Origin of the sequence: Sorangium sp. So ce321, assembly GCF_051530195.1 — a bacterium.
Classification (GTDB): domain Bacteria; phylum Myxococcota_A; class Polyangia; order Polyangiales; family Polyangiaceae; genus Sorangium.
Map to the genome: position 1 here is coordinate 10,827,866 of NZ_CP150329.1, position 22,360 is coordinate 10,850,225.

Genomic DNA, 22,360 nt, shown 5'->3' on the forward strand with positions numbered 1-22,360 from the left:
CCGGCGCGGTCGCCCATGTGGCCGTCCGTCGCCCACGTGGCCGTCCACGTGAGCAGGCCCCGCGCCCTGCGCGACCCGGGCCTCGCCCCGGGCGCCCTTGCGCGCGCCCGACCCATGCTAGAACTCGGCCGCGATGACGGTCCTCCAGGTCGCCGACCTCAGCTTCGGTTACGGCGCCGACAAGCTCTTCCAGGGCATCACCTTCTCCCTGGAGCACGGCCAGCGCGCCGCGCTCGTCGCGCCGAACGGCGCGGGCAAATCGACGCTGCTCCGCCTCGTCGCCCGGGAGCTCACCCCGGACACGGGCTCGGTCGTGATCCGCAAGGGCATCCGGGTCGCCTACTTCCGGCAGTCGCACGAGCTCCAGGCCGAGGGCACGGTGCTCGACGCCTTCCTCTCCGGGTTCGCCGAGGTGCTCGAGCTGCGCCACGCCCTCACCACCGCGCAGCACGCCGCCGCCAGCGGCAGCGAGGCCGACCTCGACCGGCTCAGCGACCTCACCGACCGCTACCACATCGCCGGCGGCGACGACCTCGAGCGCCGCGTCGAGATCATCGCGGCCCACCTCGGGTTCACGCCCGCCGACATGGACCGCCCCGTCGCGAGCCTGTCCGGCGGCGAGCGCGGCCGCCTCCAGCTCGGCGTCGTGCTCGCCATCGAGCCGGACCTCCTCCTGCTCGACGAGCCCACGAACCACCTCGACATCGAGACGATCACCTGGCTCGAGAAGCACCTCGCCGGCCTCGGCGGCGCGCTCCTCTGCGTCTCGCACGACCGCGCCTTCCTCGACGCCGTCTGCCCGAACACGATGGAGCTCGGCCACCGCAGCTTCCGGGTCTACCCGCTCAAGTACAGCGATTACGCGGTCGCCCGCGAGGAGGACCTCGCCCGCGAGCGGGAGCTCGCCGAGCGGCAGGAGGCGTTCGTCGCCAAGACCGAGGACTTCATCCGGCGCAACATCGCCGGCCAGAAGACCAAGCAGGCCCAGAGCCGGCGCAAGATGCTCGAGAAGCTCGAGACGATCGACCGGCCCGAGGACGTCTGGGCGACCGCCGAGAAGGTCCGCTTCCGGTTCGCGCCGGCCCCGCGCAGCGGGGACATCGTGCTCGACGCGCGCGGGCTCGGCGCCGCCCGCGGCGGGCGCACGCTCTTCTCGGGCGTCGAGCTCCTGATCCGGCGCGGCGACCGCGTCGGCATCGTCGGCCCCAACGGGACCGGCAAGTCGACGCTGCTCAAGCTGCTGGCCGGCGCGGGCGCGCCCGAGGACGCCGGCGACGTGCGCCGCGGGACGAACCTCTGCCAGGGCTACTTCGACCAGCACCTCGGCTCGCTCGACCCGGCCCGGACCGCGGTCGAGGAGATCCGCAGCGTCCGCGCCGACATGAACGTCGACGCCACGCGCCAGTACCTCTCGCGCTTCCGCTTCTACGGGGACGACGCGCTCCGGAAGGTCCAGGGCTTCTCGGGCGGCGAGCGCAGCCGGCTCGCGCTCGGGAAGCTGCTCCTCGAGCCGCGCAACCTGCTCTTCCTCGACGAGCCGACGAACCACCTCGACATCCCCGCGGCCGAGATCCTCGAGGAGGCGCTCACGGGCTTCGAGGGCACGGTGCTGCTCGTCTCGCACGACCGGCGGTTCCTCGAGCGGGTGACGACGCGCATCGTCGCCGTGCGCGAGGGGCGCGTGGACGTCTACCCCGGCGGCTTCCGCGACTACCGCGACAACCTCGAGAAGCTCGCGGCCGAGGCGGAGGAGCGCGAGGCTTCGGTGCGCGAGGCGGAGCGCGCGCGAGGCGCTGCGAGCGGGCGCGCGCGAGGCGCCGCGAGCGGGCGCGGGGCGCCGGAGCCGCGCGACGAGCGGCGGGGCGCCGCGGCCGACGCGGCCGACGTGGCCAATCGCAGCGCGAAGCCGGCGCGCGCCGTGCGCCGGAGCGGCGCGACGATGCCGCCGCCGGACGACGCGGGCGCCGGGGACGCGGCGGCGCGCCGGCGGGCCTTCGAGAGCGACAAGGCGACCGCGCGGGCCACCGAGCGGAAGCGCAAGCGGATCAAGGAGCTCGAGGCGGAGATCGCGGCCGGCGAGTCGCAGCTCGAGGAGATGCGCGAGCAGCTGAAGAAGGACCCCGGCGGCGACTGGGCGAAGCTCGCGGAGGCGGCGCGCAAGGAGCAGGCGCTCGCGAAGCGCGTCGACGCGGCGATGACCGAGTGGATGGCGCTCAGCGAGGAGCTCGGGGCCTCGGCGACCGCGGGAGGCGAGGCGTGACGCGCGCCGGCGACGTCGGGCACGCGCGCGCCGGCGACGTCGGGCACGCGCGCGCCCGCCTCGCGGCGGCGCTGCTGGCGCTCGCCGCGGCCGCGCTCGCCCCGGCGGCGTGCACCGAGAAGCGCGCCGACGGCACCGCCCCGGCCCCGGCCGTCGCCGAGCTGCCGCCGCTCGAGCTGCGCGACGACACGGCGAACCTGATGCTCACGTGGATCGACGAGAAGGGCGACACCCACGTCGAGCTCCGCCCCGCCGACGTGCCGGCCGAGGGCCGCGCGCTCGTGCGCGCCATGCTCTCGGACCGGACGGAGGGCACGCGCGACGCCTTCTACGTCGCGGATCTGACGCAGAAGCGCCCGGACGGCACGTATGCGGTCCGGACGATGGCGCGGAGGGAGTGGGAGTCGCTGCTGGAGAAGCGGCGCGCCGAGCACATCGCGAAGACGGCGCCCCCGCCCCCGGCGGCGCCGGGCCCCGGCGGCTCCGCGGGCGCCGGCGGGCCGGCCGCCCCGAGCAACCTCGCCGGCGTCACGGTGATCATCTACGGCGCCTCGTGGTGCAAGCCCTGCCACCAGGCCGCGGACTACCTGCGCGCGAAGGGCGTCGCCGCGGTGGTCAAGGACATCGAGGAGGACCCGGCCGCTGCCGCCGAGATGCAGGACAAGCTCGCGAAGAGCCACCAGCGCGGCGGCAGCATCCCGATCATCGACGTCCGCGGGCAGATCCTCGTCGGGTTCAGCCCGGGCGCGCTCGATCAGGCGCTAGCGCGGGCGGCGCGCGGCACCACGCTCTGACACCACGTCGAGCGCCCCGCCCTCGGCGCGGGCGCGCAGGCCGTCGATGAACAGCGCGACGAGGCGAGGGATGCGGCTGGCCGCGTCGGGGCTCTGCGCCGCCGCGAGCGAGATCGCGGTCACCATGCACACGACGTCCTCGAACTCGACGTCGCGCCGGATCTCGCCGGCGCCCTGCGCGCGCGCGAGGAGCCGCTGCCCCTCCTCCGTCGCCGCCTGGCAGCCCGGCGAGCAGCTCTGGAGGACGACGCCGAACGACGCCGCGAGGCCGCGGTACCTGCCCGCGTTGCGCACGAGCTCCTCGAAGAACACGCGGAGCGCCTCGGCTGGCGCCGCGGACTCGCCCATGGAGCGGCTCTTCTCCGTGAGCGCGAGCAGGCACTCGTCGCACGCGGCCGCGAGGAGCGCGTCGCGCGTCGGGAAGTGGCGGTAGAGCGTGCCGATGCCTACCTGCGCGCGCCTCGCGATGTCCTCCAGCGACGCGTCCGCGCCCCGCTCGGAGAACACGGCCTCCGCCGCCGCGAGCAGCTTGTCGCGGTTCCGCTGGGCGTCGGCGCGGAGCCCGCGCTGGGGCGCCTCGTCACCAGGATTCCTCGCGGCGTTCGCCATCGCTTGCGATGTGCAGGGTACCTCGGCATCCAGGCCGAGGCATCCGCCGATTTGTAGGGAGGCGCGGAGGCGCCGGGCGCGACGAGGCGCGAGCTCGCGGGCGCTGGCCGCGCTTCACCAGCTCGACCGACAGCCCCGCTCGCGAGCTCGCAGGGACGAGACGCTCGAGGTACCGACGTGAAGTCGGCAACACGAGATACGCTCTGCGCGTCGCGCGCAACACCCGAGATAGCGAGATTCACAAACGAGCTGTCAGCGCCCACACCCCCGACAGCGCAGCGTGGCCTCTCCTGACGTGTCCGCTCGTCGAGGCTTCGCGCAGAGCGTCAAGTCGTCCCGGTCACACCACGGCGACATCTCGCGTGCGCCCCATCATCTCTTGGCCTGGGGTGCATTTTTTCGACTAGAATCGAGGGTCCCCTTCCGGGAGGGCCCATGCGCGGCATGCCCACGGCTGTTCTCGTCATCCTCTCTGCTGCGATCGCCGCGTGCGAGCAGACCGCCCCCGCCTCCGAGACTCCGCGCGATCAGGCGGCCGCCCTGTCGGCCGCCGCGGCGGTGGCCCCGGTGATCGCGACGGTCACCTGGCCACCGGCCGCCTCGATCGACCGGACCGCGCTCGCGGCGCTCCCGAAGACGGCGTTCCACGCCGCCAGGACCTCGCAGGTGCCCGTGCTCGTGCCGTCCCGCCGCGAGCTCCTCATGGCCCCGGTGATCGTGGCCAAGGAGCACTGGACTTCGTTCTGGGCGCGGACGGAGACGCTCGCGGTCTCGCTCACAATGACCCGGCTTTCCCGCAAGTATCCGAGCATTCCCCCGCTCCGCGGCGCGCATTCCGTGCGTGGGGAGCCGGCGTTCATCACGGCGAACGAGGGCATCTGGACCGCCTCCTGGATCGAGAACGGCGTCTCGTACGCGCTCGACGTCGAGTGCGCGGCGCCGGAGTCGCCGGCCTGCGCCTCGGACGCGCTCGTCCGCGAGCTCGCCGCCGAGCTCGTGTACGTGGGCGGCGCCGGCGTGAAGGCGGGCGACAGGCCATGAGCGCGCCGCCCCGCCCTCCGCGCCCCCGCCTCGCCGCGCTGGCCACGACGGCCGCGCTCGCGCTGCTGCCGCGCCCGGCCTCGGCCGATCCGTTCTCGTACCACCCGGCCGGCGAGCTCGCTCCAGGCTCCGGCGAGGGGCGCGCCGACGACGTCGTGTACGCGCCGGCCATGCGCTTTCCCCTCGAGGAGGGCCCCGCGTTCGCCAACTCCCAGGTGTACAGCAAAGGCGGGAGCGCGGGCCCCGCTGGCGGCCAGTGCGACGCGGACAACTACGCCTATCCGTGGCGCGACAACTACTGTGAGTCGCGGTCGTGGGACATGCCGCTCTGCCCCTCCGGCGCGGGGCACCAGGGGCAGGACGTCCGGCCGCCGACGTGCGAGGCGGGCAAGTACTGGGTCGTCGCGGTGGCGGACGGCACCATCACCAGCGTCGGCAGCTACTCGGTGTACCTCACCGGCGCGGACGGGACCCGCTACGACTACCTGCACATGTCCGATGTCCAGGTCTCGCCGGGACAGGACGTGTCGCGCGGAGAGCGCATCGGGAAGGTGTCCAATGTCTTCGGCGACACGCCCACGACGATTCACCTGCACTTCAACGTGCGGCAGTCCCTGAGCGGCGTCGGCATGGTCTATGTACCGCCGTACACCTCGCTCGTCGCCGCGTACCGGGCGCTCCTCAACGAGCCGCCCGAGGGCGCGCTCGAGGCCGCGGGCTGCGCCGGGGTCACCGGCTGGGCCCGCGACCCGGACGCGGAGGGCGCGCCGGGCGGCGCGCGGCTCTACTTCGACGCCGCTGCGACGGACGCGGGCGCGGAGGGCTACACGTTCCCCGCGGACCGGCACCGGGACGACCTCTGCGCGCCGCTCGGCTCGTGCGCGCACGGCTTCGCGGCGCCGATGCCGCTCAGCCTGCTCGGGGGCGAGCACGCGGTCCGCGCCTACGGGATCGACGCGCTGAGCGGCGACGAGGTCGAGCTCGAGGGGAGCCCGAAGGCGCTCTCGTGCCCGCTCGAGCTGCCGGGTGGCGTGCGGCGGCCGCTCGGCGAGGTCGAGGCGCTGGACGCGTGGCGGTTCTCACGGTTCTGGGACGTCGCCAGCGCGCCGGACGCGGCGCTCGAGGCGCTGCCCGAGGGCGACGCTTTCCCGCCGTCGCCGCAGCTCGTGCGCGGCGACGACGGCGCGGCCTCCCTGTGGCTCGTCGACGGCGCCGCGCGGCGGGCCGTGCCGGACGAGGAGGCCGCCGCGGCGTGGCGGCTCGATCCGGAAGGGGCCGCCGTGTGGCCGGCCGCGCGGCTGGCGGCGCTCCCGCTCGGGCCGGCGCTCCCGCCGCGCCCGTTCCTGGCGCAGGGCTCCGGGCCGGCGCTCTACGTCATCGACACGCCGCCGCCGCCGCGCGGCGAAGGGGGCGGCGCGGGCGCAGGCGGGGCCGGGGGCGCCGGCGGCGCTGGAGGCGCGGCGGAGGAGGACGAGCCGCACATGAACGGCGTCATCCACGGGCAGATGCGCTGCGAGTGCGGGGCCGCCGGCGCGGGCAGCGCGGGCGGGGCAGCGGCGGGCTGGCAGCTCGGGCTCCTCGCGGCGGCGGTGGCGCTCGGCGCGGCGCGGAGGCGGCGACGGGGAGCCTCGTAGCGCCGTCCATCGAGCAGGGAGGCGGGCAGGAGAGCCGGTGTTCTTCCTTCCCGTGACCCCTTCGCGACCGACGGCGCCTCGCGCCGCCCTGCCTCCTCAGCCCTCGTGGATCTTGACCCCGGGGATGGTCCGGAGCGGGCTCGCGTCGTCGACCCGCGAGCCCTCGAGGTAGACGTTCTTCAGGCTCTTGAGATCCCGGAGCGGCGACACGTCGCTCACGCGCGTCCGCTTCATCTGCAGCATCTCGAGCTTCTTCAGGCCGGCGAGCGGGCTGAGATCGGTCACCTCGGTCTCGTCGATCTGGAGCTCGGTCAGGTTGGTGAGGCCGGCGAGCGGGGAGAGGTCGGTCACGGGCGTGCGGCCGATGTCGAGCCGGTCGAGCTTGGCGAGGCCGGCGAGCGGGGAGAGGTCCTTGACCAGGGTCGCCGAGACGCGCAGCGACTCGAGCCGGAGCAGGCCCTTGATCGGGCGGAGGTCGTCGATCTTGCCCGGCGGCAGGTAGAGCCCTTTGACGCCCGTGAGCTCGGAGAAGATGCACGGGTCGAGCTCGTCGAGCCCCTGGGCGTCGGACAGGTTCATCGTCTTGATGTTCTTGAGCTCGGCGCGCGCGATCGGCCCCTCGGGCTTCTGGAGCTGCTGCCGCACCCTCGCCTCGAGCGCAGGATGAGAGAAGGTCACCGGGTCGCTCTTGCTGGTGCACACGACCTCTTGCCGCTTCGGCGGCGCGCTGGCCACGGGCGCCGGGCTCGCGGCGGCAGGCGCGGAGGCGGGCGCCTGCGCGGCAGGAGCGGCCGAGGCCGCCGCGGCGGCGGGCTTCTGGGGCTCGTCGCAGCCCGCGAGGCCCATGAGGGAAAAGGCGAGGCCAAGGGAGGCAAGGACCAGAGGACGATTCATCGCATCGATGATACACGAGACAGCGGAAGAAGAACCACCGGCTGCAAAGGACCCTCCTGGTTCGAATCGCTGACGTCCTACAGGTCCTCGCCCGGGTGGCCGTGGCGGCAGCCGCGCGCGCAGCGAAGCCCGAGAGAACATGGATCAATTCAGAGCGTTAATCTTCGACATGGACGGAGTCATCATCGACACGGAGCCGCTGCACGCCGAGGCGAAGCGGATCACGTTCGAGAGATACGGGATAACGGTGCCCGAGCGCCTTTATGTGGAGTTCAGGGGGCGCTCCGACCTCGACATGGTCGAGCATGTCGTGAGGGAGCTCGCCGGCGGCGCGCTGTCGGCGGCGGAGGTCGTGGGCCACAAGCACGAGGTGTTCAGGACGCTCCACGAGAAGATAGCGCCCATCGAGGGAGCGCTGGAGTTCATCCGTCTGGCGCGGCGCCGCTTCGACAGGCTTGCGCTCACGACCTCGGCGACGAAGAAGAACCAGGAGTTCGCGTTCGACAGGTTCGGCCTGCGCCCGTTCTTCGATGTCGTCGTGACCTCCGAGGAGATCAGCCGGACCAAGCCTCACCCGGAGCCGTACCAGAAGACGGCGGAGAGGCTGGGGCTGAGCCCGGGCGCGTGCCTCGTGATCGAGGACTCGACGAACGGCGTCCTGTCGGCCCGGGCGGCGGGCTGCGCCGTGGTGGCGATCACGACGTCGTTCAGCCGCGAGGAGCTGAAGGAGGCGAGCCCCGACTTCATGGTGGGCAGCTTCCTCGAGCTGGCCTCGCTGCTCGAGCTCGACGCGCGCAGCGCCGTGTAACGCGCGCGCCTGTCACAGCGGCAAGAGCAGCAGCCCCTGGCGGGCGTCGAGCTGCTCCGAGAACCACTCCCGGTGACGCCGCTCCACCGCGAGCGACTGCCGCAGGACGTCGCGCGCGCGGTCGGACAGGCTATCTCGGGACGCGATCATCCGCTCATAAGCAGCGCAGCTATCCTCCTCGCAGTGCCTCATCGCCTCCAGGATGGCGCGGTCGCCGACGATCCCGTTCGTCAGCGCCCTGCTCTTCAGCCTGGGCCGGACGGCGCTCTCCGCGGGCGGGTCGCCGAGCTCGTGGGCGATGGCGGAGAGCTCCTCGAGGTGGCGTTCGTGGTCTTTCAGGAAGCTCGCGAGCCGGCTCTTGTCGCCTGGGCGGCTCATCCGCGCGAGCGCCGCTGCCAGCGCGTCCACCGCGGACCAATTGAGCTCGATCAGTTCAGTCAAAGACCCGATGAACGCGGCCTCGCCGCCGATCACGGACGCCATGGAATATCGCTCCTCTCGCCGCGGAAGCTGGACCGCCCGCGAAGAGGGAGGTGGGCGGGAGCTTCTCCAGGTCTTCGACGCTCGCAAGCGCGGTGCCGGAGCCGGCCTGTGCAGCGGATATCCAACGCGGCGCGCGGACTGTCCAGAAAGCCCGCGACTCTCCCGGCTCGCCGTCCCCGCCGCGCCGCCGGCGCCCCGCTCCCGGAGGTGCGAGCGCGCGGGCGCTGCGAAGGCCCGACGCAGGTGGAGGCCGGAGGCTGCGGCCGCGCGCCGCAGGCCGGGTCGGGTGCGTGGAGCGCCGCGGGCGCAAGGGGCTTGCGCGCGCCGAGCGAGGTCCGATGCCCGGACGCGTCCTGGACAGGAGCGCGCCGAGGAGCGGAGGCCTCGTCGCCGGGCGTCAGGAGAGGTGGAGGTGGTCGGTGGAAGAGCGCGACTTCCGCGCGGCGCGGGAGGGGCTGCTACTTCTTGCCGAAGAGGCCGCCCAGGGAGCCAGCGAGGCTGGCGACGTCCAGGTTGGCGAGGGCGGGGGCCGCCGCGCCGAGCGCTGTGTCGACGTGGGCGGCGAGCGGCGCGGGGAGCTTCTCTTTCAGGAAATTGACCACCGTCTCCACGGCCACGCGGGCCTTGTCCTCCGAGACGCCAACCTTCTCTGCGACCTGTCGTACCAGCTCATCCATGGCCTCGACGCTCATCCTTTCCGCGCGAGACGCGCTTGCGGAAGAGCATCCACGGGTAGATCCGCGCGGGCAAGGGAATTCAGCGCCGCGCGCTCGATGACGTGGTCGCTCGCACCGGCGCGCGGCGGGTAGCGCCCCACGGCGGAGGTCGCTGTGGCTGCTTCGTTCATGCGAGATCTCACCGTGTGCCGCGGCCGTCGAGTCGGCCGCTGGCCTCAGCCTCAGCGTCAGCGTCAGCGTCAGCGTCAGCGTCAGCGTCAGCGTCAGATTCCGGGAGCGAACCGGATCTGATCTCGGAGAGCGCTGGCGCGGGACCAGCTGCATGGCACGTCAAGGGAGGTGATGCAGTCCGCTGAAAGCGCGCCGCATGGACGGGCCTGCATTGCCCAGCAGTCATGCACCATGGAACCTGCAGCGATGACATCCACGCGTGCGCCTGGGAGACAGTCGCATCATCGACGTCGGGCGACGGGCGTGAGGCCGTCGAGCCTCATCAGGCAGAATACCATCGATCGTGCGCACGAGTGGGCTCACGCGAGCGTGCGCTGCTGCGGAGCTCCCAACGACCAGTACGACGGACTGCTCTGTCACAGGCCCGCCGGGCAGGAATGAACGGGGGCAGGGCTCGCGCCGGCGCAGGGTGTCTCGCAGCGTCCGCCGGCTTGTCACACCTTCTTCAGTGCGCACGAGCAGCATGCGCGTATGCTGACGCGCAGATCGTCGATCGCGGCGTGCGTGGCCCTCTCGCTCATCGCTGTGCCCGCCGGGGCGGATGCTCCCTTGCGCTTCGGGCCGTCCGACGCGCGGTCCGCCTTCTTCATCGCGAAGAGCGAGAATCGGAATCAGGTGCACTACGCCGTGCGACTCGATTCGAATTGCATGCCGTACGGTGAACGCCCCGTCTTTCCCTACTGGCGGGAGCTCGAGCGGGTGCCCGACACGACGTCGCGGCTCACCGCGCTCGAGGAGCCGGCGTACGGCATCGCGCGCCAGGACGTCACGTCGCGGGAGGGGACCGGGATCGTGCGCCTCACGCTGCGCGCGCTGCCGTCGCGCCCGCTCGTGATCGAGACGACGCGGGGCGACGGCGGGTGCAAGGCCGTCGCGTCGCTCCGGGTCGCCGGGGTGACCGCGCAGCTCAGGCGCGTGTTCGTGCACCTGAAATGGCCGTTCGGGGTCGACCATATCGTCCTCTCGGGCGTGGCCGAGGGCGGACGCGCCGTGACGGAGAAGATGAAGCCGTGAGCGCGGTCGACACTGGAGTCGCCCCTCGCGGAGGTGCTCTATGTCTCCCGCTCGAGCGCGCGCACCACGAGCGGCGCCACCGAGTGCAGGGCTCCGGGCGTGTCGGCGAGCTGCTGGCTGCCGGGGTGCGAGTCGGTGCCGAGCAGCGTCGTGAACACGCCGGCCTTCCTGATCTTCTCGAGCGAGTCGCCCGGCAGGACGAGGTGGCTGGTGACGGCGTGGACCTTCGAGGCCCCGGCGGCGAGGTAGGCGCGCCCCGCCTGGACGAGCGATGAGCCGGTGCGGACCATGTCATCGTAGATGACCACCTCGCGGCCGGAGACATCGGCGTTGATGCCGGTCACGCCGACGCCGTCGCCCCGCCGCTCCTTGTAGACGAACGCCGGCTCGACGCCGAGGCCGCGGGCGAGGCTCTGCACCCACTTGGCGCGGCCGGCGTCCGTCGCCGCGAGCACGTAGGGGCGGTCGCCCATCAGCTCGCGCACCGCCTGCGTGATGAGCGGCGCGCCGTAGAGATGGCGCGTCACGTGCGAGTCGCTGAAATAGAACTCGATGCCGTCGGTGTGCAGATCGAAGAGGAAGATGCGCGTGCCCGCGTCGCACGTCGGGATCGCCGAGATGAGCCGAGCCCGCGTCTTCGCCGTCACCACCTCGCCCGGCTTCACGGCCCGCTCCATGGTCGCGTAGCCGAAATACGGCATCACGATGGAGAGCGACCGGGCGCCGGCGCGCGAGATGGCGCAGCCGAGGTCGTAGATCTCCAGCCAGTCGAGGTCCTGAGGGGCGCCGCCGAGCAGGACCACGTCGCGCCCCCAGCAGTCGACCACGACGCGCAGGTAACGCTCGCCGTCCGGAAAGCTCTTGCGCTCGACCAGGCCGGTCTCGAAATCGCCCGCGGCCAGGAACGCAGGCTCCAGGTACGCGTACGACCGGATCGTGATGAGCAGGCGGCGCTGGCTCATCGCGCACCTCGGCGGGGCGACCGCGACGGCGCGGCAGGCCCCGTGCGCGCGCCTCCAGGCTTCGCGGCCCTCACGGCGAGCGCGCCCTTCGCCGCCGGCGCGCCTTGCGAGCTCCTCGCGGCCAGCGCGCCCTTCGCCGCCGGCGCGCCTTGCGAGCTCCTCGCGGCCGGCGCGCCCTTCGCCGCCGGCGCGCCCTTCGCCGCCGGCGCGGCCGCCGCGCCCACGCTGGCGAGGACGCTCTTCAGGTGGGACTCCGCGCCTGGCTCGCTCGGGAAATCGATGGGATCGGGGAGGTCTTTCATCTGCACGACGTCGCATCCTGCTTCACGCGCGGCCTCGTGCAAATGGCGCCGGAACTTCGCGCGCGCGATGCCGCGGTGGTTGGTGCAGGCGAGCAGCCTGCCGCCCGGAGCGAGCAGGCGGAACGCGAGCGCGGCGAGCGCGCCGAAGTCGCTCGCCGCGCTGAAGCGGCTCTTCTTTGTCGTCGCGAAGCTCGGCGGATCGAGCACGATCAGGTCGAACCGCTCGCCGGACTGGGCGGCCGTCTTCAGCCACGGGAACACGTCGGCCTCGACGACGACGTGCGCCGCCGGGTCCGCGCCGACCGCGTCGAGGTTGTCGCGCGCCCAGGCGATCGCGCCCCGGGAAACGTCGACCGTGACGCTCGCGCGCGCGCCGCCCGCCACGGCCGCGACGGAGAAGCCGCCCGTGTAGGCGAAGAGGTTCAGCACCCGCGCGCCCCGGGCGAGCTCGCGCACCCGCCGCCGGTTCTCGCGCTGGTCGAGGAAGATGCCCGTCGAGAGCCCGTCGCCGAGCCGCACCTTGAACGGCAAGCCGTGCTCGATCACCGTGAAGTCGTCCGGGGCGCTCTCGCCCCGCACGGCGTGCCGCGGCGCGAACTCCTCGCGCCGCGCGTCGACGATGACGCTCGCGTGCTTCGGGCGCACCTTGACGTAGACGCCCCTCGCCCCGAGCCGGTGGGCCGCGTCGAGCACGACGTCCCGCGGCGGCGCGCCCGGCTCGCCCTCGCCTGCGCCGAACAGCGCCACGACGAGGTGCTCGCCGTAGAGGTCGACCGAGACGAAGGGGAGCCCGTCGCCCGCGCCGTGGACGAGCCGGAGCGCCGTCGTGTCGCCCGCGCGCGCGACGCCGTAGCGCCGCTCGGCGGCCTCCTGCATCGCGCGCTCCACGGCCGCGACGCCGCCCGCGTACGGATCCGCCGGCGCGGCCGCGAGCCACGCCTCGAAGGCCGCCGGCAGCTGCGATCGGAACGCCGCCGGCGCGCCCGTGGCCGGGTGCTCGAGGCGGAGCTCGGCGGCGTGCAGGAGCAGGCGCGGGGCCTCGGCGCCGCCGTAGAGCGGATCGCCGGCGATGGGGAGGCCGATCGTGGCGAGCTGCACCCGGAGCTGGTGGGTGCGGCCGGTCTCGGGCCGGAGCTCGAGCAACGCGCGGTCGCCGCGGCGTTCGAGCAGCCGGTAGCGCGTGATCGCCAGCGCGCCGCCCGCGCCCTTCTCCGCGCCGCCCGCGCCCCTCTCCGCGCCGCCCGCGCCCCTCTCCGCGCCGCCCGCGCCCTTCTTCCTGCCGCCCGCGCCCCGCTCCTCTCGCCCCCTACCCCGCTCCTCTCGCCCCCTACCCCGCTCCTCTCGCCCCGCGCTGGCCTCCGCGATCGCGCGCATCGCGCCGCCCGGTGCCGGGACGAGCCGGTGCCGCAGCGTGCCGCGCGGCGCGCGATCGCCGAAGCCCGACACGGCGGCGACGTACGTCTTCTGCACGGTGCGCCCCTCGAACTGCCGCGCGAGGGCGGCGTTCGCCTCGCGGCGCCGCGTGAACAGCAGCACGCCCGAGGTGTCGCGATCGAGCCGCTGGTGGATCCCGAGGTAGTCGTCAGCGTCGCCCCGGCCGCGCAGGAAGGCGCGGAGGCGCGTCACCACGTCGTCGATCCGGTCCGCCTCCGGCGCGTGCGTCGACAGGCCAGCGGGCTTGTCGACCACGATGAGATCCTCGTCCTCGGCGAGGATCCACTCCGGGTGGAAGTCGGGGAAGAGCTCCGAGAGCGCGAGTCGCGGGATCATCAATTCTGCTTGACGTCGGTGCCGGGCGGCGCCGTGAACTGGAACTCCGCGGGCTCGATCGACGCGGGCTGCGACGCGTTCTCGAAGTCGAACCGGTTCCGGTTGCCCTGCGCGTCGACGATGAGGACGCGGCGCACGACGCCCGGGTCCTTCTTCGCGAGGAGCGCCTTGTCGATATAGAACATCACGAGGTCGTAGTGAGGAGTCGGCGCCCGCGGCTTGCCCACGAGCACGGGGCCCCCCTCGAACTTCGCCTTCTCGTTGAAGGTGAACGTGAACGACGGCCGCAGCCCGTGGCCCATGAGGAACGAGAGGGCGCCCGGGTACTCCGAGTTCTGCACCGGCGTCACGAACATCTGCCGGTCCTCGGCGACGTACACCTTGAGCGACACGCCGTCGGAGACGATGCGGTTCTGGCTCGGCGGATCGTAGCGAAACGAGATCTTCTCCGGCTTCTCGACCGAGATCGTGCCGCTCTGCTTCTTCACGGCGCCGGAGATCTTCTGCGTGTGCTCCTGCTTGAAGCGGGCAAAATACGTCTTCTTGCCCACAAATATCGTGTCGACCTCCGCGGCGATGGCCTCCGCGGAGCCGGCCTCGGCGGGCGGCATCGCGGGCGGCGCGCCCGCGCCTGTCGCGGCGGACGAGGACACCGGCCCGCCGGTCGACGCGCGCCCGCCGCCCGCGTCGGTCGGCGCGCCCGCGTCCGTGGCGGCCAGCGCACCGCCCGCGTCCTTCGGCGGCTGCTGTCCCGCGTCGATGGCGGCCAGCGCGCCCGCGTCGCGCTCTGGCGTCGCGCCGCCCGCGTCCGCGGCGGCCAGCGCGCCCGCGTCCTCCGGCGCCGCGGGGGCGCTCGCCGGCGGCACGGCGGACGAGGCAGGCGGCTCCGGCAGCGCGGCGGAGGTCGCGGCCGAGGCGTCGGGCGCCGCGCCCACGGGAGCTGGCGGCGCGTCGCAGGCCGCCGTGGCCAGGGCGATGGGCAGGGCGAGGGCGGCGAGGCGGAGGCGGATCATCGAAGAGCTCGCTTTCAAGGAGTGTGCGTCGCGTGTTCTAGGACAGGTAGGGCCCAGGTGGTAGCGCCGACCTGCGCGGGCCCTTGCCCACCCGCGACGCCGCCCGCGTCGATGGCGATCTCCCTGCGTCGCCGGGGGCGCTCGCGACCGCCGTCGCTCCGGAAAAGCGCCGGCGCGCCGAAGAGCGCCGCAGCGAAGAACGCCCGCCCGACGGCGCGAGCGACGCGATGCGCGCGGGGTGAGAGGTTCGCCGCGGACATCCCGGGCGAGACCATGTCTTGACCCCTATTTCCACGTAGCCCAAACTCTCCGGCCGCATGCGCGTGGGCACTCCCTCCCTGATCGATGCGTCGTCGCTCATCCTGATCCTGGACGTGTCGCGCAAGCTCGCGGCGCCTTGCGATCTCACGGAGCTGCTCGAGCTCATCATCAAGACGGGGCGGGAGGTGATAGGCGCGGACCGCGGGAGCGTCTTCCTCTACGACGAGGAGGCCAAAGAGCTTTACTCGCGTGTGGCCACGGGCGAGACGCAGATCCGCGTCAGCATCGACAAGGGCATCGCCGGGGAGTGCGCGCGCAGGCGCCAGACCATCCTCGTCGAGGACTGTTATGCCGACCCGCGCTTCAACCCGGAGATCGACCGCCGGACGGGATATCACACGAAATCCCTGATCACGGTGCCGCTCATCGGGCTCGACGACAAGCTCGTCGGCGTGCTGCAGATGCTGAATTCGGTCGTGGGCCACTTCGGCCCGGACGAGCGGGACGTGGCCGAGCTGCTCGCGGCGCAGGCGGCGGTCGCCGTGCAGCGCACGCTCCTGCTCGAGGAGCGGATGATCAAGATCAAGCTCGAGCACGACCTCACCATCGCGCGCGACATCCAGCAGAACATCCTGCTGCGGCGGCTGCCGCGCTGCCCCGGATACTCGCTGTCGGCGTTCAGCAAGCCGGCGGACGACACCGGCGGCGACATCTACGACGTCATCCGGCTCGACGAGCGCGCCGACGCGTCGCCGGTCCTCCTCCTGCTCGCGGACGCGGCCGGCCACGGCATCGGCCCCGCGCTCAGCGTGACGCAGTTCCGCGCGATGCTCCGCATCGGCCTGCGCCTCTCGGCCGACATGGACGCGCTCATGCACCACATCAACCAGCAGCTCCTCGAGGACCTGCCGGAAGACCGCTTCATCACGGCGTTCCTCGGCATCCTCGACCCGGCCACGCACCAGCTCCGCTACCACGCGGCCGGGCAGGGGCCGCTGCTCCACTACCGGGCGGCCGAGGGCCAGGTCGTGTGGCGCGATCCGTCGACCGTCCCGCTCGGCATGTTCAAGGATCTCGAGCTGCCCCCGACGCCGCCCCTCGTGATGGCGCCGGGCGACCTCCTCGTGCTGCTCACCGACGGCTTCTACGAGTACCAGGACGCCGCCGGCCAGGTGTTCGGCAAGGAGCGCGTCGGCGACCTCATCCACCGGCTGCACGCGCGGCCCACGTCCGACATCCTCGGCGCCCTCCTCGCCGAGGTCCGCCGCTTCGCCGGCTCGGCCAAGCAGATCGACGATCTCACAGCCCTCCTAGTCAAGCGCGACTAGAGCGGGTAGAGCGGGGCTCACCCGCGGCGGATCCGGGCCCATCTCGACGTTTTCGGTGCTCGGCGTGCTGGAGCACGCCTGCGCGCCGAAAACGCCGATCTGGACCCGGCTCCTGTGCGGGTGAGCCCCGCTCTGTTCCGGGGGGCCGCTCCCCTGCTTCCCCTCCCTGCGTCCTTGCGCTAGCTAGGGCCGCGATGAGCGCTGCCACACCCGTGACCTCCCCCTCCTCTTTTCCCGGCGATCCGCCGGTCGACATCGCGCTGGCGCAGGCGCACAAGCTCTCGGCGAGCGAGTGGGAGCGCGCGCGCGAGCGGCTCGGGCGGCAGCCAACGTTCACCGAGCTCGGGGTGCTCAGCGTCATGTGGAGCGAGCACTGCTCGTACAAGAGCTCGCGCGTGCACCTCGCGCGCCTGCCCACGACCGGCCCGCGCGTCATCCAGGGGCCCGGCGAGAACGCCGGCGTCGTCGACATCGGCGACGGGTTCGCGGCCGTCTTCAAGATGGAGTCGCACAACCACCCGTCGTACATCGAGCCCTACCAGGGCGCGGCCACCGGCGTCGGCGGCATCCTGCGCGACGTCTTCACCATGGGCGCGCGCCCCATCGCGAACCTCGACTCGCTCCGCTTCGGCCGGCCCGAGCACCCGCGCACGCCGCAGCTGCTGCGCGGCGTCGTCGCGGGCGTCGGCGGCTATGGCAACTGCATCGGCGTGCCGACCGTCGGCGGCGAGCTCTTCTTCGACCGCGCCTACGACGGCAACATCCTCGTCAACGCCTTCACCTGCGGCGTCGTCCGCGCCGACCGCATCTTCTACGGGCGCGCGAGCGGCGTCGGCAACAACGTGCTCTACGTCGGCGCCAAGACGGGGCGCGACGGCATCCACGGCGCGACCATGGCCTCCGACGAGTTCTCCGAGGGCGGCCCGAGCCAGCGGCCCACCGTGCAGGTCGGCGACCCCTTCATGGAGAAGCTCCTGCTCGAGGCGTGCCTCGAGATCTTCGCGGAAGACCTGCTCGTCGGCGTCCAGGACATGGGCGCCGCCGGGCTCACCTCGTCGTCGGTCGAGATGGCGGGCCGGAGCGGCAGCGGCCTCGACCTCGACCTCGACCTCGTCCCGCGGCGCGCCGCCCGGCTCACGCCCTACGAGATGCTCCTCAGCGAGTCGCAGGAGCGCATGCTCCTCGTCGCGAAGCCCGGGTGCGAGGCGCGCGTCATCGAGATCTGCACGAAGTGGGAGCTCGACGCGGCGATCATCGGCAAGGTGACCGACACGGGGCGCTGGGTCGTGCGCGCCACGCCCGGCTACGACCCGCTCGGCGGCGCGGCCGCCGCCGCCGCCGACGCCCGCAAACCGGTCGTCGTCTGCGATCTCCCCGTCGACTTCCTGACCGACGCGGCGCCGAAGTACGACCGCCCGCAGCGCGACGACGCCTCGCTGCCGGCGCGCCGGGCGTTCGACCCGCGCACCATCCCGGCGCCGCCCTCGTGGTCCGAGCTCTTCCTCGCGATGGCGGGCTCCCCGAACCTCGGCTCGCGCGCCTGGGTGTGGCGGCAGTACGACCAGATCGTGCGCGGCGGCACCGAGGTCCGGGCGGGCAGCGACGCCGCGGTGGTGCGCGTCCCCTGCGACAAGGACGGCCAGCGGTTCGAGAAGCTGCTCGCCTTCTCGAGCGACTGCAACGGCCGCCTCTGCGAGCTCGACCCGTTCCAGGGCGCGGCGATGGCCGTGGCCGAGGCGTGCCGCAACGTCGTGTGCGCGGGCGCGGAGCCGATCGGCCTCACCGACTGCCTCAACTTCGGCAACCCCGAGCGCCCCGAGATCATGCGGCAGTTCGCGCTCGCGATCGACGGCATGGCCGCGGCGTGCCGCGCCCTCTCCGTGCCCGTCGTGAGCGGCAACGTGTCGCTCTACAACGAGACCGACGGCCGCGCGATCCTGCCGACCCCGACGGTCGCCGTGGTCGGGCTCGTCGCGGACGCGGGCGACGTGCTGCGGGCCTCGTTCCCGGCCGCCGGCCTCACGGTGCTGCTGCTCGGCGACCCGCGCGGCGGCCCGCTCGGCGGCTCGGAGTACGTCGCGCGCCACACGGGCGAGGTGAAGGGGCCGAGCCCCGCGCTCGACCTCGATCGCGAGGCGCGGCTCCAGGGGCTCTGCCTCGCGCTCGCGCGCTCGCGGCCGCGGCTCCTGCAGAGCGCGCACGACGTGTCGGACGGCGGGCTCGCGATCGCGCTCGGCGAGTGCTGCGCCGCCGCCGGCGACCCGGCGGCGATGGTGGGCGCCAGCGTGCGGCTGCCGGGAGGCTCGAGCGATGGAGCGCGCGAGGAGCTCGCCGAGGCGCTGTTCGGCGAGGCGCCGAGCCGCATCGTCGTGAGCGTCCGGCCCGAGGACGCGCCCGAGGTAGCGCGGCGGGCCAGCGCCGCGGGCGTGCCCTGCGTCGAGCTCGGCGCGACCGGCGGCGACCGCCTCACGATCGAGGCGGGCGGCGGCAAGGTGCTCGACGTCGAGCTCGGCGCGCTGCGCGACGCGCGCGATCGTTGCCTCGATCCGATCGTCGGGAGCTAGCCGTCCTCCACATCAGGTTCTGCCCCGGCGCTCCCGGGGCATGTCCCCACCGCGCTGGGCGCCGTCCATATTGCGATTGCGCGAGGCACCCGGAAAAGGGAACCTGGGTCCATGGCGCTCCGCAAAGCCGTGATCCTGCTGATCGATGACAGCGAGAGCGACCGCACCATTTACCGGCGCTACCTGCGGGATTGGGCGGACGTCGAGGTCAAGCTGATCGAGGCGGCGACGGGCAAAGCTGCCCTCGAGGAGTGCAGGAAGAGCCCGCCCGATTGCATCATCCTCGATTACCGTCTCCCGGACATGGACGGCCTGGAGCTGCTCGAGAAGCTCAAGCGCGTCACGGAAGCCCCGGTGATCTTCATCACGGGCCAGCCGGCCCCGATGATGCTGACGCGGGCCCAGTCGCTCGGCATCGCGGGCTATCTCTGGAAAGAGGTGCTCGGCTCCGCGAGGCTGCGCGAGACCATCCTGAGCGCGCTCAAGGTATGCGCGCTCGCGGTCGTCGGCCTGCGCGCCTGACAGCGCTGCGCGCCTGAGGCGCTCGGCCCGCCCGCCCCGCGGGATCCGGCCGCCCTCTGCGGCGCCGAGGCTGCCGCGATCCGCGTTCAGCCTTCCCCGCGCTCGCGCGGCGCCGTCGCCTATACTCCCCGTATGAAGCGCTGGCTCCCGCTCGGGCTCATCGCCGTCGGCGTCGTCCTCGCCGTCGTGGCGCTGCTGTTCTCGCCCTCCGACGAGGACCGGATCCGCGATCGCCTCACCCAGCTCGAGGAAGCGGTGCGCATCGACGACGGCGAGCGGAACCCGATCGTGCGCCACGGCCGCGTTCGCAAGGAGTTCGCCGCGATCTTCACGAAGGAGGCGAGCGCCAGCGTCGTCGAGATCGGCGACCGGCTCAGCGGCCGCGACGAGCTCGCGGCGGCCGCGACCCAGGCCGCGATCGTCTACCAGACCGCGGACGTGAGCCTCGGCGACACGGAGATCAAGGTCGACCCGGCCGGCATGACCGCCGAGGTGACCGCCACCGCGACGGTCACCGGCGCCCGGCACGGACACCCGGTCCGGCGCGACGAGCTGCCCGTGGCGCTCCGGCTGGAGAAGGTCGACGGCGACTGGAAGATCATCTCCGCCACCGTCAGCCCCAGGCGCGCGCCCGGCGACGACGGCCTCTGACGCCTCTGACGTTGCGCCGCGCGCGCCCGGCGGCGGCGCCGCGCGGCCTCGCCCGGGCTCACGCGCCCGTGAGGGGCGCCTCGGCGAGCGTGAAGTAGAACGTCGTGCCGCCGCCCGGCGGCGACTCCGCCCAGATCTTCCCCTTGTGCCGCTCGACGATCCGCTGGGTGATGGCGAGCCCCGAGCCGGTCCCCTCGCCGTACTGCGCCGCGGTCGAGAGCCGCTCGAACATCGTGAAGAGCCGGTGCCGCTCGTCCGGGGGGATGCCCACCCCGTTGTCCCTGACGTGGAAGATGGCGGGGATGGAGGTCTCGTCGAAGCCCACCTCCACCCAGGGCTCGGGGCTCACGTTGTACTTGATGCCGTTCGAGATGAGGTTGGCCAGCACCTCGGCGATGCGGATGCGGTCGCAGACCACCCTGGGGAGCCGCCGCGGCGCGCGGATCGCGGCGCGGCGCAGCAGCAGCGTGCCCGCGAGCCGCCGCTCGACGTCCGCCAGCACGTCGTTCAGGTCGACCTCTCCGAAGGAGAAGTCCACGTTGCCGACGCGGGAGTACTCGTAAAGGGAGTTGATGAGCTCCATCGTCGTCCCGGCGAGCTCGCCGATGCGCCGCAGGTTGCGCTGCGACTCGGACGAGAGGGCCGCTCCGTCGTCCTCGATCACGAAGGTCGAGAACGACTTGATCCCGCGGAGCGGCTCCTTGAGGTCGTGCGCCACGATGTACCCGAACTGCTCGAGCTCGGCGTTGCTGCGCTCGGCCGCGGCGCGCGCGCTCTTCTCCCGGATCACCTGCCGCGTGAGATCGAGCTCGATGAGCGCGCGCCGGAGCAGCTCGGCCGCCTCGATCTCGGCCGGGTTCCAGGCGATGGCGGTCTGCTCGACGACCTGCTTCCAGAGGGCGAACGAGCGCCGGGGGCCGAGCACCGTGCCCTCGGCCGAGCTCTCGACGGGCTTCTCGGGGTTCCCGCCCCAGCTCACCGTCTGGATCACCTCGGGCCGCAACCAGACCACGTACCAGGGATCCGGCTCGGGGATGGAGATGCAGAGCACGCCGCTCGCCACGTCCTTGATGCTGGCGAGGGCGGGCTCGATCCTCGCGAGGCTGTCTGTGTGGAACACCGGATCATCCGCGACGTTGCGCCTGAGCCACGCGTGCAGGCTCCTGAGCTCCTCGGGCGCGGGCGAGAGGCCGAGCGGGCTCACCGTGTCTCCGTGGAAGAGGGCGACGCCCGACGCGTCCGCGAGCTTCATCAGCGCCCCGGCGCTCTCCGCGAGCCCGACCATGAGATCTTCCTGGCGCGACACCGTCGCGACGACCTCGTCGGACAGGGCCTTGAGCTCCAGCTTCCGCCCCCCATCCTCGAGCTTCTCCTTGGCCGCGAGCTGGATCGACAGGAACCTGCCGCATAGCTCGCAGCCCTGCCGGATCTCGAACGACAGCTGCCTCGCCGCGTAGTGGTGGCAGGCGATGAGCCCCCAGAGGACGCCCTCGCGGATGAGCGAGACGCTCATCGAGGCGCCGACTCCCATGTTCTTGAGGTACTGGATGTGCATCGGCGAGACGCTCCGCAGCACGGAGAAGCTCAGGTCGATGGGCGCGTCCGGCTGCGGGACGATATCCGACGGCTGATACCCGACGTCCGGGATGATACGGAGCCAGTTCCGGAGGTAGAGCTCCCGCGCCTGCGGCGGGATGTCGGAGGCCGGGTAGCGCAGCCCGAGGTAAGGCTCGATATCCGCCTCCCTGGCCTCGGCGATGACCTCTCCGTTCCAGTCGCGGTCGAACCTGTAGATCATCACCCGGTCGTACCCGGTGAGGCGCCTGATCTCCTCGGCCGTCACCTCGCACGCGTCGAACAGGCCCCCTGCCGACTGGATCCGCTCGATCGCCGTGTGGATCACGCGGTACACGCTCGAGAAGGACATGTCGCCCGGCGTGCCCGCGGGCTCGAGCTCCACGATCAGCCGCTCGCCCGCCCGGTGCGCGATCGCGTCGAACCACGCCGCCGCGGCGCCCGTCCTGGGGCTCACCTTGAGCGGGTTCATCGCCGCGGGGTCCGGGGAGCGGAGGATGGGTTCGAGATCTCCGCCCGCCGCCGGCGCGACGACGTCGAGCAGCGAGCGCCCGACGAGCCCCTCCGGCCCGCTCCCGAGCAGGGCGCCGACATTGCGGCTGACATGCCGGATGACGAGATCGCCGGGAGAGAGGGCGAGCAGCGCTCCGTGCGGCTGGATCCTGCCGGGGATGTGGATGGGCTCCACGGCGCAGTTCGTGAGGTCAACGCGTTGCCCAGGCCCACCGCGACGCTGCATCATGTCCTGCTCTCCAGCGGCCGTGACCCCTCGACGACGATCCAGGACGGCGAGGAGGACACGGGCTCCCGACGACCCGCTGGTCGTTACTGTACTCCCGCGGCAAGGTCGAGCGGATCCACCTGCGCCGGCCCGGCGCCCCCATGCGGCGGCCGCCCGGATAAGGCCGCGCCCGACGCGGGCCGCGACGGACGGACGCGCTCATGCAGCGGTGCGCGCAAGAGAAAA

General features: G+C 72.8%; 18 protein-coding genes. 10 read left to right on the top strand and 8 right to left on the bottom strand.

All coding sequences use genetic code 11. The annotated features are described in order from the left end of the window. Window positions 1-133: 133 nt before the first annotated feature. On the top strand, window positions 134-2,260 hold the full coding sequence (locus WME89_RS40020; protein ID WP_438004844.1) for an ABC-F family ATP-binding cassette domain-containing protein: 2,127 nt from the start codon (window positions 134-136) through the stop codon (window positions 2,258-2,260). Further along, window positions 2,257-3,054: a glutaredoxin domain-containing protein gene (locus WME89_RS40025; protein WP_438004845.1), complete on the top strand. Its 798-nt coding sequence runs from the start codon at window positions 2,257-2,259 to the stop codon at window positions 3,052-3,054. Before WME89_RS40020 ends, WME89_RS40025 begins: the two co-directional genes overlap by 4 nt. Here the strand turns inward: WME89_RS40025 and WME89_RS40030 are convergent. Then, entirely contained in the window at window positions 3,022-3,663 is a 642-nt protein-coding gene (locus tag WME89_RS40030; RefSeq protein WP_438004846.1) for a TetR/AcrR family transcriptional regulator, read from the bottom strand. The genes WME89_RS40025 and WME89_RS40030 overlap by 33 nt on opposite strands. Window positions 3,664-4,107: 444 nt before the next feature. Here WME89_RS40030 and WME89_RS40035 point away from each other — a divergent pair, with 444 nt between their 5' ends. Both WME89_RS40035 and WME89_RS40040 read left to right on the top strand, forming a co-directional pair. Beyond that, a complete protein-coding gene (locus tag WME89_RS40035; protein ID WP_438004847.1) occupies window positions 4,108-4,704 on the top strand; it encodes a hypothetical protein in 597 nt (198 codons plus the stop codon). Beyond that, window positions 4,701-6,338 (top strand): M23 family metallopeptidase, encoded by a 1,638-nt coding sequence (locus WME89_RS40040; RefSeq protein WP_438004848.1) that lies wholly within the window; start codon window positions 4,701-4,703, stop codon window positions 6,336-6,338. The genes WME89_RS40035 and WME89_RS40040 overlap by 4 nt, the downstream gene beginning before the upstream one ends. 96 nt (window positions 6,339-6,434) lie before the next feature. Here WME89_RS40040 and WME89_RS40045 read toward each other — a convergent pair whose 3' ends face one another. After that, complete coding sequence (locus tag WME89_RS40045) at window positions 6,435-7,232, bottom strand: leucine-rich repeat domain-containing protein (RefSeq protein WP_438004849.1); 798 nt, start codon at window positions 7,230-7,232, stop codon at window positions 6,435-6,437. A 139-nt stretch (window positions 7,233-7,371) separates the two neighbouring features. Between WME89_RS40045 and WME89_RS40050 the strand changes: the two genes are divergently transcribed. After that, on the top strand, window positions 7,372-8,040 hold the full coding sequence (locus WME89_RS40050) for an HAD family hydrolase (protein WP_438004850.1): 669 nt from the start codon (window positions 7,372-7,374) through the stop codon (window positions 8,038-8,040). A 12-nt stretch (window positions 8,041-8,052) separates the two neighbouring features. Here WME89_RS40050 and WME89_RS40055 read toward each other — a convergent pair whose 3' ends face one another. Then, window positions 8,053-8,523 carry a ferritin-like domain-containing protein gene (locus tag WME89_RS40055; protein WP_438004851.1) on the bottom strand — a complete coding sequence of 157 codons (471 nt, stop codon included), beginning with the start codon at window positions 8,521-8,523 and terminating at the stop codon, window positions 8,053-8,055. A gap of 458 nt (window positions 8,524-8,981) precedes the next feature. After that, a complete protein-coding gene (locus tag WME89_RS40060) occupies window positions 8,982-9,200 on the bottom strand; it encodes a hypothetical protein (RefSeq protein ID WP_438004852.1) in 219 nt (72 codons plus the stop codon). Window positions 9,201-9,902: 702 nt separating this feature from the next. On the opposite strand from WME89_RS40060, the gene WME89_RS40065 reads away from it, so the two are divergent. Then, window positions 9,903-10,445 carry a DUF4833 domain-containing protein gene (locus WME89_RS40065; RefSeq protein WP_438004853.1) on the top strand — a complete coding sequence of 181 codons (543 nt, stop codon included), beginning with the start codon at window positions 9,903-9,905 and terminating at the stop codon, window positions 10,443-10,445. Window positions 10,446-10,483: 38 nt separating this feature from the next. Here the strand turns inward: WME89_RS40065 and prs are convergent, their stop codons facing one another. Genes prs through WME89_RS40080 form a run of 3 tightly spaced genes read right to left on the bottom strand, consistent with a single transcriptional unit; the run spans window position 10,484 to window position 14,492 of the window. Continuing rightward, entirely contained in the window at window positions 10,484-11,407 is a 924-nt protein-coding gene (prs, locus tag WME89_RS40070; RefSeq protein WP_438004854.1) for a ribose-phosphate diphosphokinase, read from the bottom strand. Then, window positions 11,404-13,479, bottom strand: coding sequence for a class I SAM-dependent methyltransferase (locus tag WME89_RS40075; protein WP_438004855.1), 2,076 nt, complete (start codon window positions 13,477-13,479; stop codon window positions 11,404-11,406). Before WME89_RS40075 ends, prs begins: the two co-directional genes overlap by 4 nt. Next, on the bottom strand, window positions 13,479-14,492 hold the full coding sequence (locus WME89_RS40080; protein WP_438004856.1) for a LolA family protein: 1,014 nt from the start codon (window positions 14,490-14,492) through the stop codon (window positions 13,479-13,481). The genes WME89_RS40075 and WME89_RS40080 overlap by 1 nt, the downstream gene beginning before the upstream one ends. A gap of 317 nt (window positions 14,493-14,809) precedes the next feature. On the opposite strand from WME89_RS40080, the gene WME89_RS40085 reads away from it, so the two are divergent. The 4 genes from WME89_RS40085 (at window position 14,810) to WME89_RS40100 (ending at window position 19,818) form a co-directional block, all read left to right on the top strand. Next, complete coding sequence (locus WME89_RS40085) at window positions 14,810-16,081, top strand: SpoIIE family protein phosphatase (protein ID WP_437659338.1); 1,272 nt, start codon at window positions 14,810-14,812, stop codon at window positions 16,079-16,081. A gap of 194 nt (window positions 16,082-16,275) precedes the next feature. Further along, window positions 16,276-18,645: a phosphoribosylformylglycinamidine synthase subunit PurL gene (gene purL, locus WME89_RS40090; protein ID WP_438004857.1), complete on the top strand. Its 2,370-nt coding sequence runs from the start codon at window positions 16,276-16,278 to the stop codon at window positions 18,643-18,645. Between the two features lie 111 nt (window positions 18,646-18,756). After that, window positions 18,757-19,167, top strand: coding sequence for a response regulator (locus WME89_RS40095; protein ID WP_438004858.1), 411 nt, complete (start codon window positions 18,757-18,759; stop codon window positions 19,165-19,167). A gap of 132 nt (window positions 19,168-19,299) precedes the next feature. Next, window positions 19,300-19,818: a nuclear transport factor 2 family protein gene (locus tag WME89_RS40100; RefSeq protein WP_438004859.1), complete on the top strand. Its 519-nt coding sequence runs from the start codon at window positions 19,300-19,302 to the stop codon at window positions 19,816-19,818. A 58-nt stretch (window positions 19,819-19,876) separates the two neighbouring features. On the opposite strand, the gene WME89_RS40105 is transcribed toward WME89_RS40100, so the two are convergent. After that, entirely contained in the window at window positions 19,877-22,081 is a 2,205-nt protein-coding gene (locus tag WME89_RS40105; protein ID WP_438004860.1) for an ATP-binding protein, read from the bottom strand. Between the last annotated feature and the right edge of the window lie 279 nt (window positions 22,082-22,360).

Coding starts and splice junctions, on each gene's coding strand:
- WME89_RS40020 (WP_438004844.1), top strand. CDS start 134: ATGACGGTCCTCCAGGTCGCCGACCTCAGCTTCGGTTACGGCGCCGAC.
- WME89_RS40030 (WP_438004846.1), bottom strand. CDS start 3,663: ATGGCGAACGCCGCGAGGAATCCTGGTGACGAGGCGCCCCAGCGCGGG.
- WME89_RS40035 (WP_438004847.1), top strand. CDS start 4,108: ATGCCCACGGCTGTTCTCGTCATCCTCTCTGCTGCGATCGCCGCGTGC.
- WME89_RS40040 (WP_438004848.1), top strand. CDS start 4,701: ATGAGCGCGCCGCCCCGCCCTCCGCGCCCCCGCCTCGCCGCGCTGGCC.
- WME89_RS40045 (WP_438004849.1), bottom strand. CDS start 7,232: ATGAATCGTCCTCTGGTCCTTGCCTCCCTTGGCCTCGCCTTTTCCCTC.
- WME89_RS40050 (WP_438004850.1), top strand. CDS start 7,372: ATGGATCAATTCAGAGCGTTAATCTTCGACATGGACGGAGTCATCATC.
- WME89_RS40055 (WP_438004851.1), bottom strand. CDS start 8,523: ATGGCGTCCGTGATCGGCGGCGAGGCCGCGTTCATCGGGTCTTTGACT.
- WME89_RS40060 (WP_438004852.1), bottom strand. CDS start 9,200: ATGGATGAGCTGGTACGACAGGTCGCAGAGAAGGTTGGCGTCTCGGAG.
- WME89_RS40065 (WP_438004853.1), top strand. CDS start 9,903: ATGCTGACGCGCAGATCGTCGATCGCGGCGTGCGTGGCCCTCTCGCTC.
- prs (WP_438004854.1), bottom strand. CDS start 11,407: ATGAGCCAGCGCCGCCTGCTCATCACGATCCGGTCGTACGCGTACCTG.
- WME89_RS40075 (WP_438004855.1), bottom strand. CDS start 13,479: ATGATCCCGCGACTCGCGCTCTCGGAGCTCTTCCCCGACTTCCACCCG.
- WME89_RS40080 (WP_438004856.1), bottom strand. CDS start 14,492: ATGATCCGCCTCCGCCTCGCCGCCCTCGCCCTGCCCATCGCCCTGGCC.
- WME89_RS40085 (WP_437659338.1), top strand. CDS start 14,810: ATGCGCGTGGGCACTCCCTCCCTGATCGATGCGTCGTCGCTCATCCTG.
- purL (WP_438004857.1), top strand. CDS start 16,276: ATGAGCGCTGCCACACCCGTGACCTCCCCCTCCTCTTTTCCCGGCGAT.
- WME89_RS40095 (WP_438004858.1), top strand. CDS start 18,757: ATGGCGCTCCGCAAAGCCGTGATCCTGCTGATCGATGACAGCGAGAGC.
- WME89_RS40100 (WP_438004859.1), top strand. CDS start 19,300: ATGAAGCGCTGGCTCCCGCTCGGGCTCATCGCCGTCGGCGTCGTCCTC.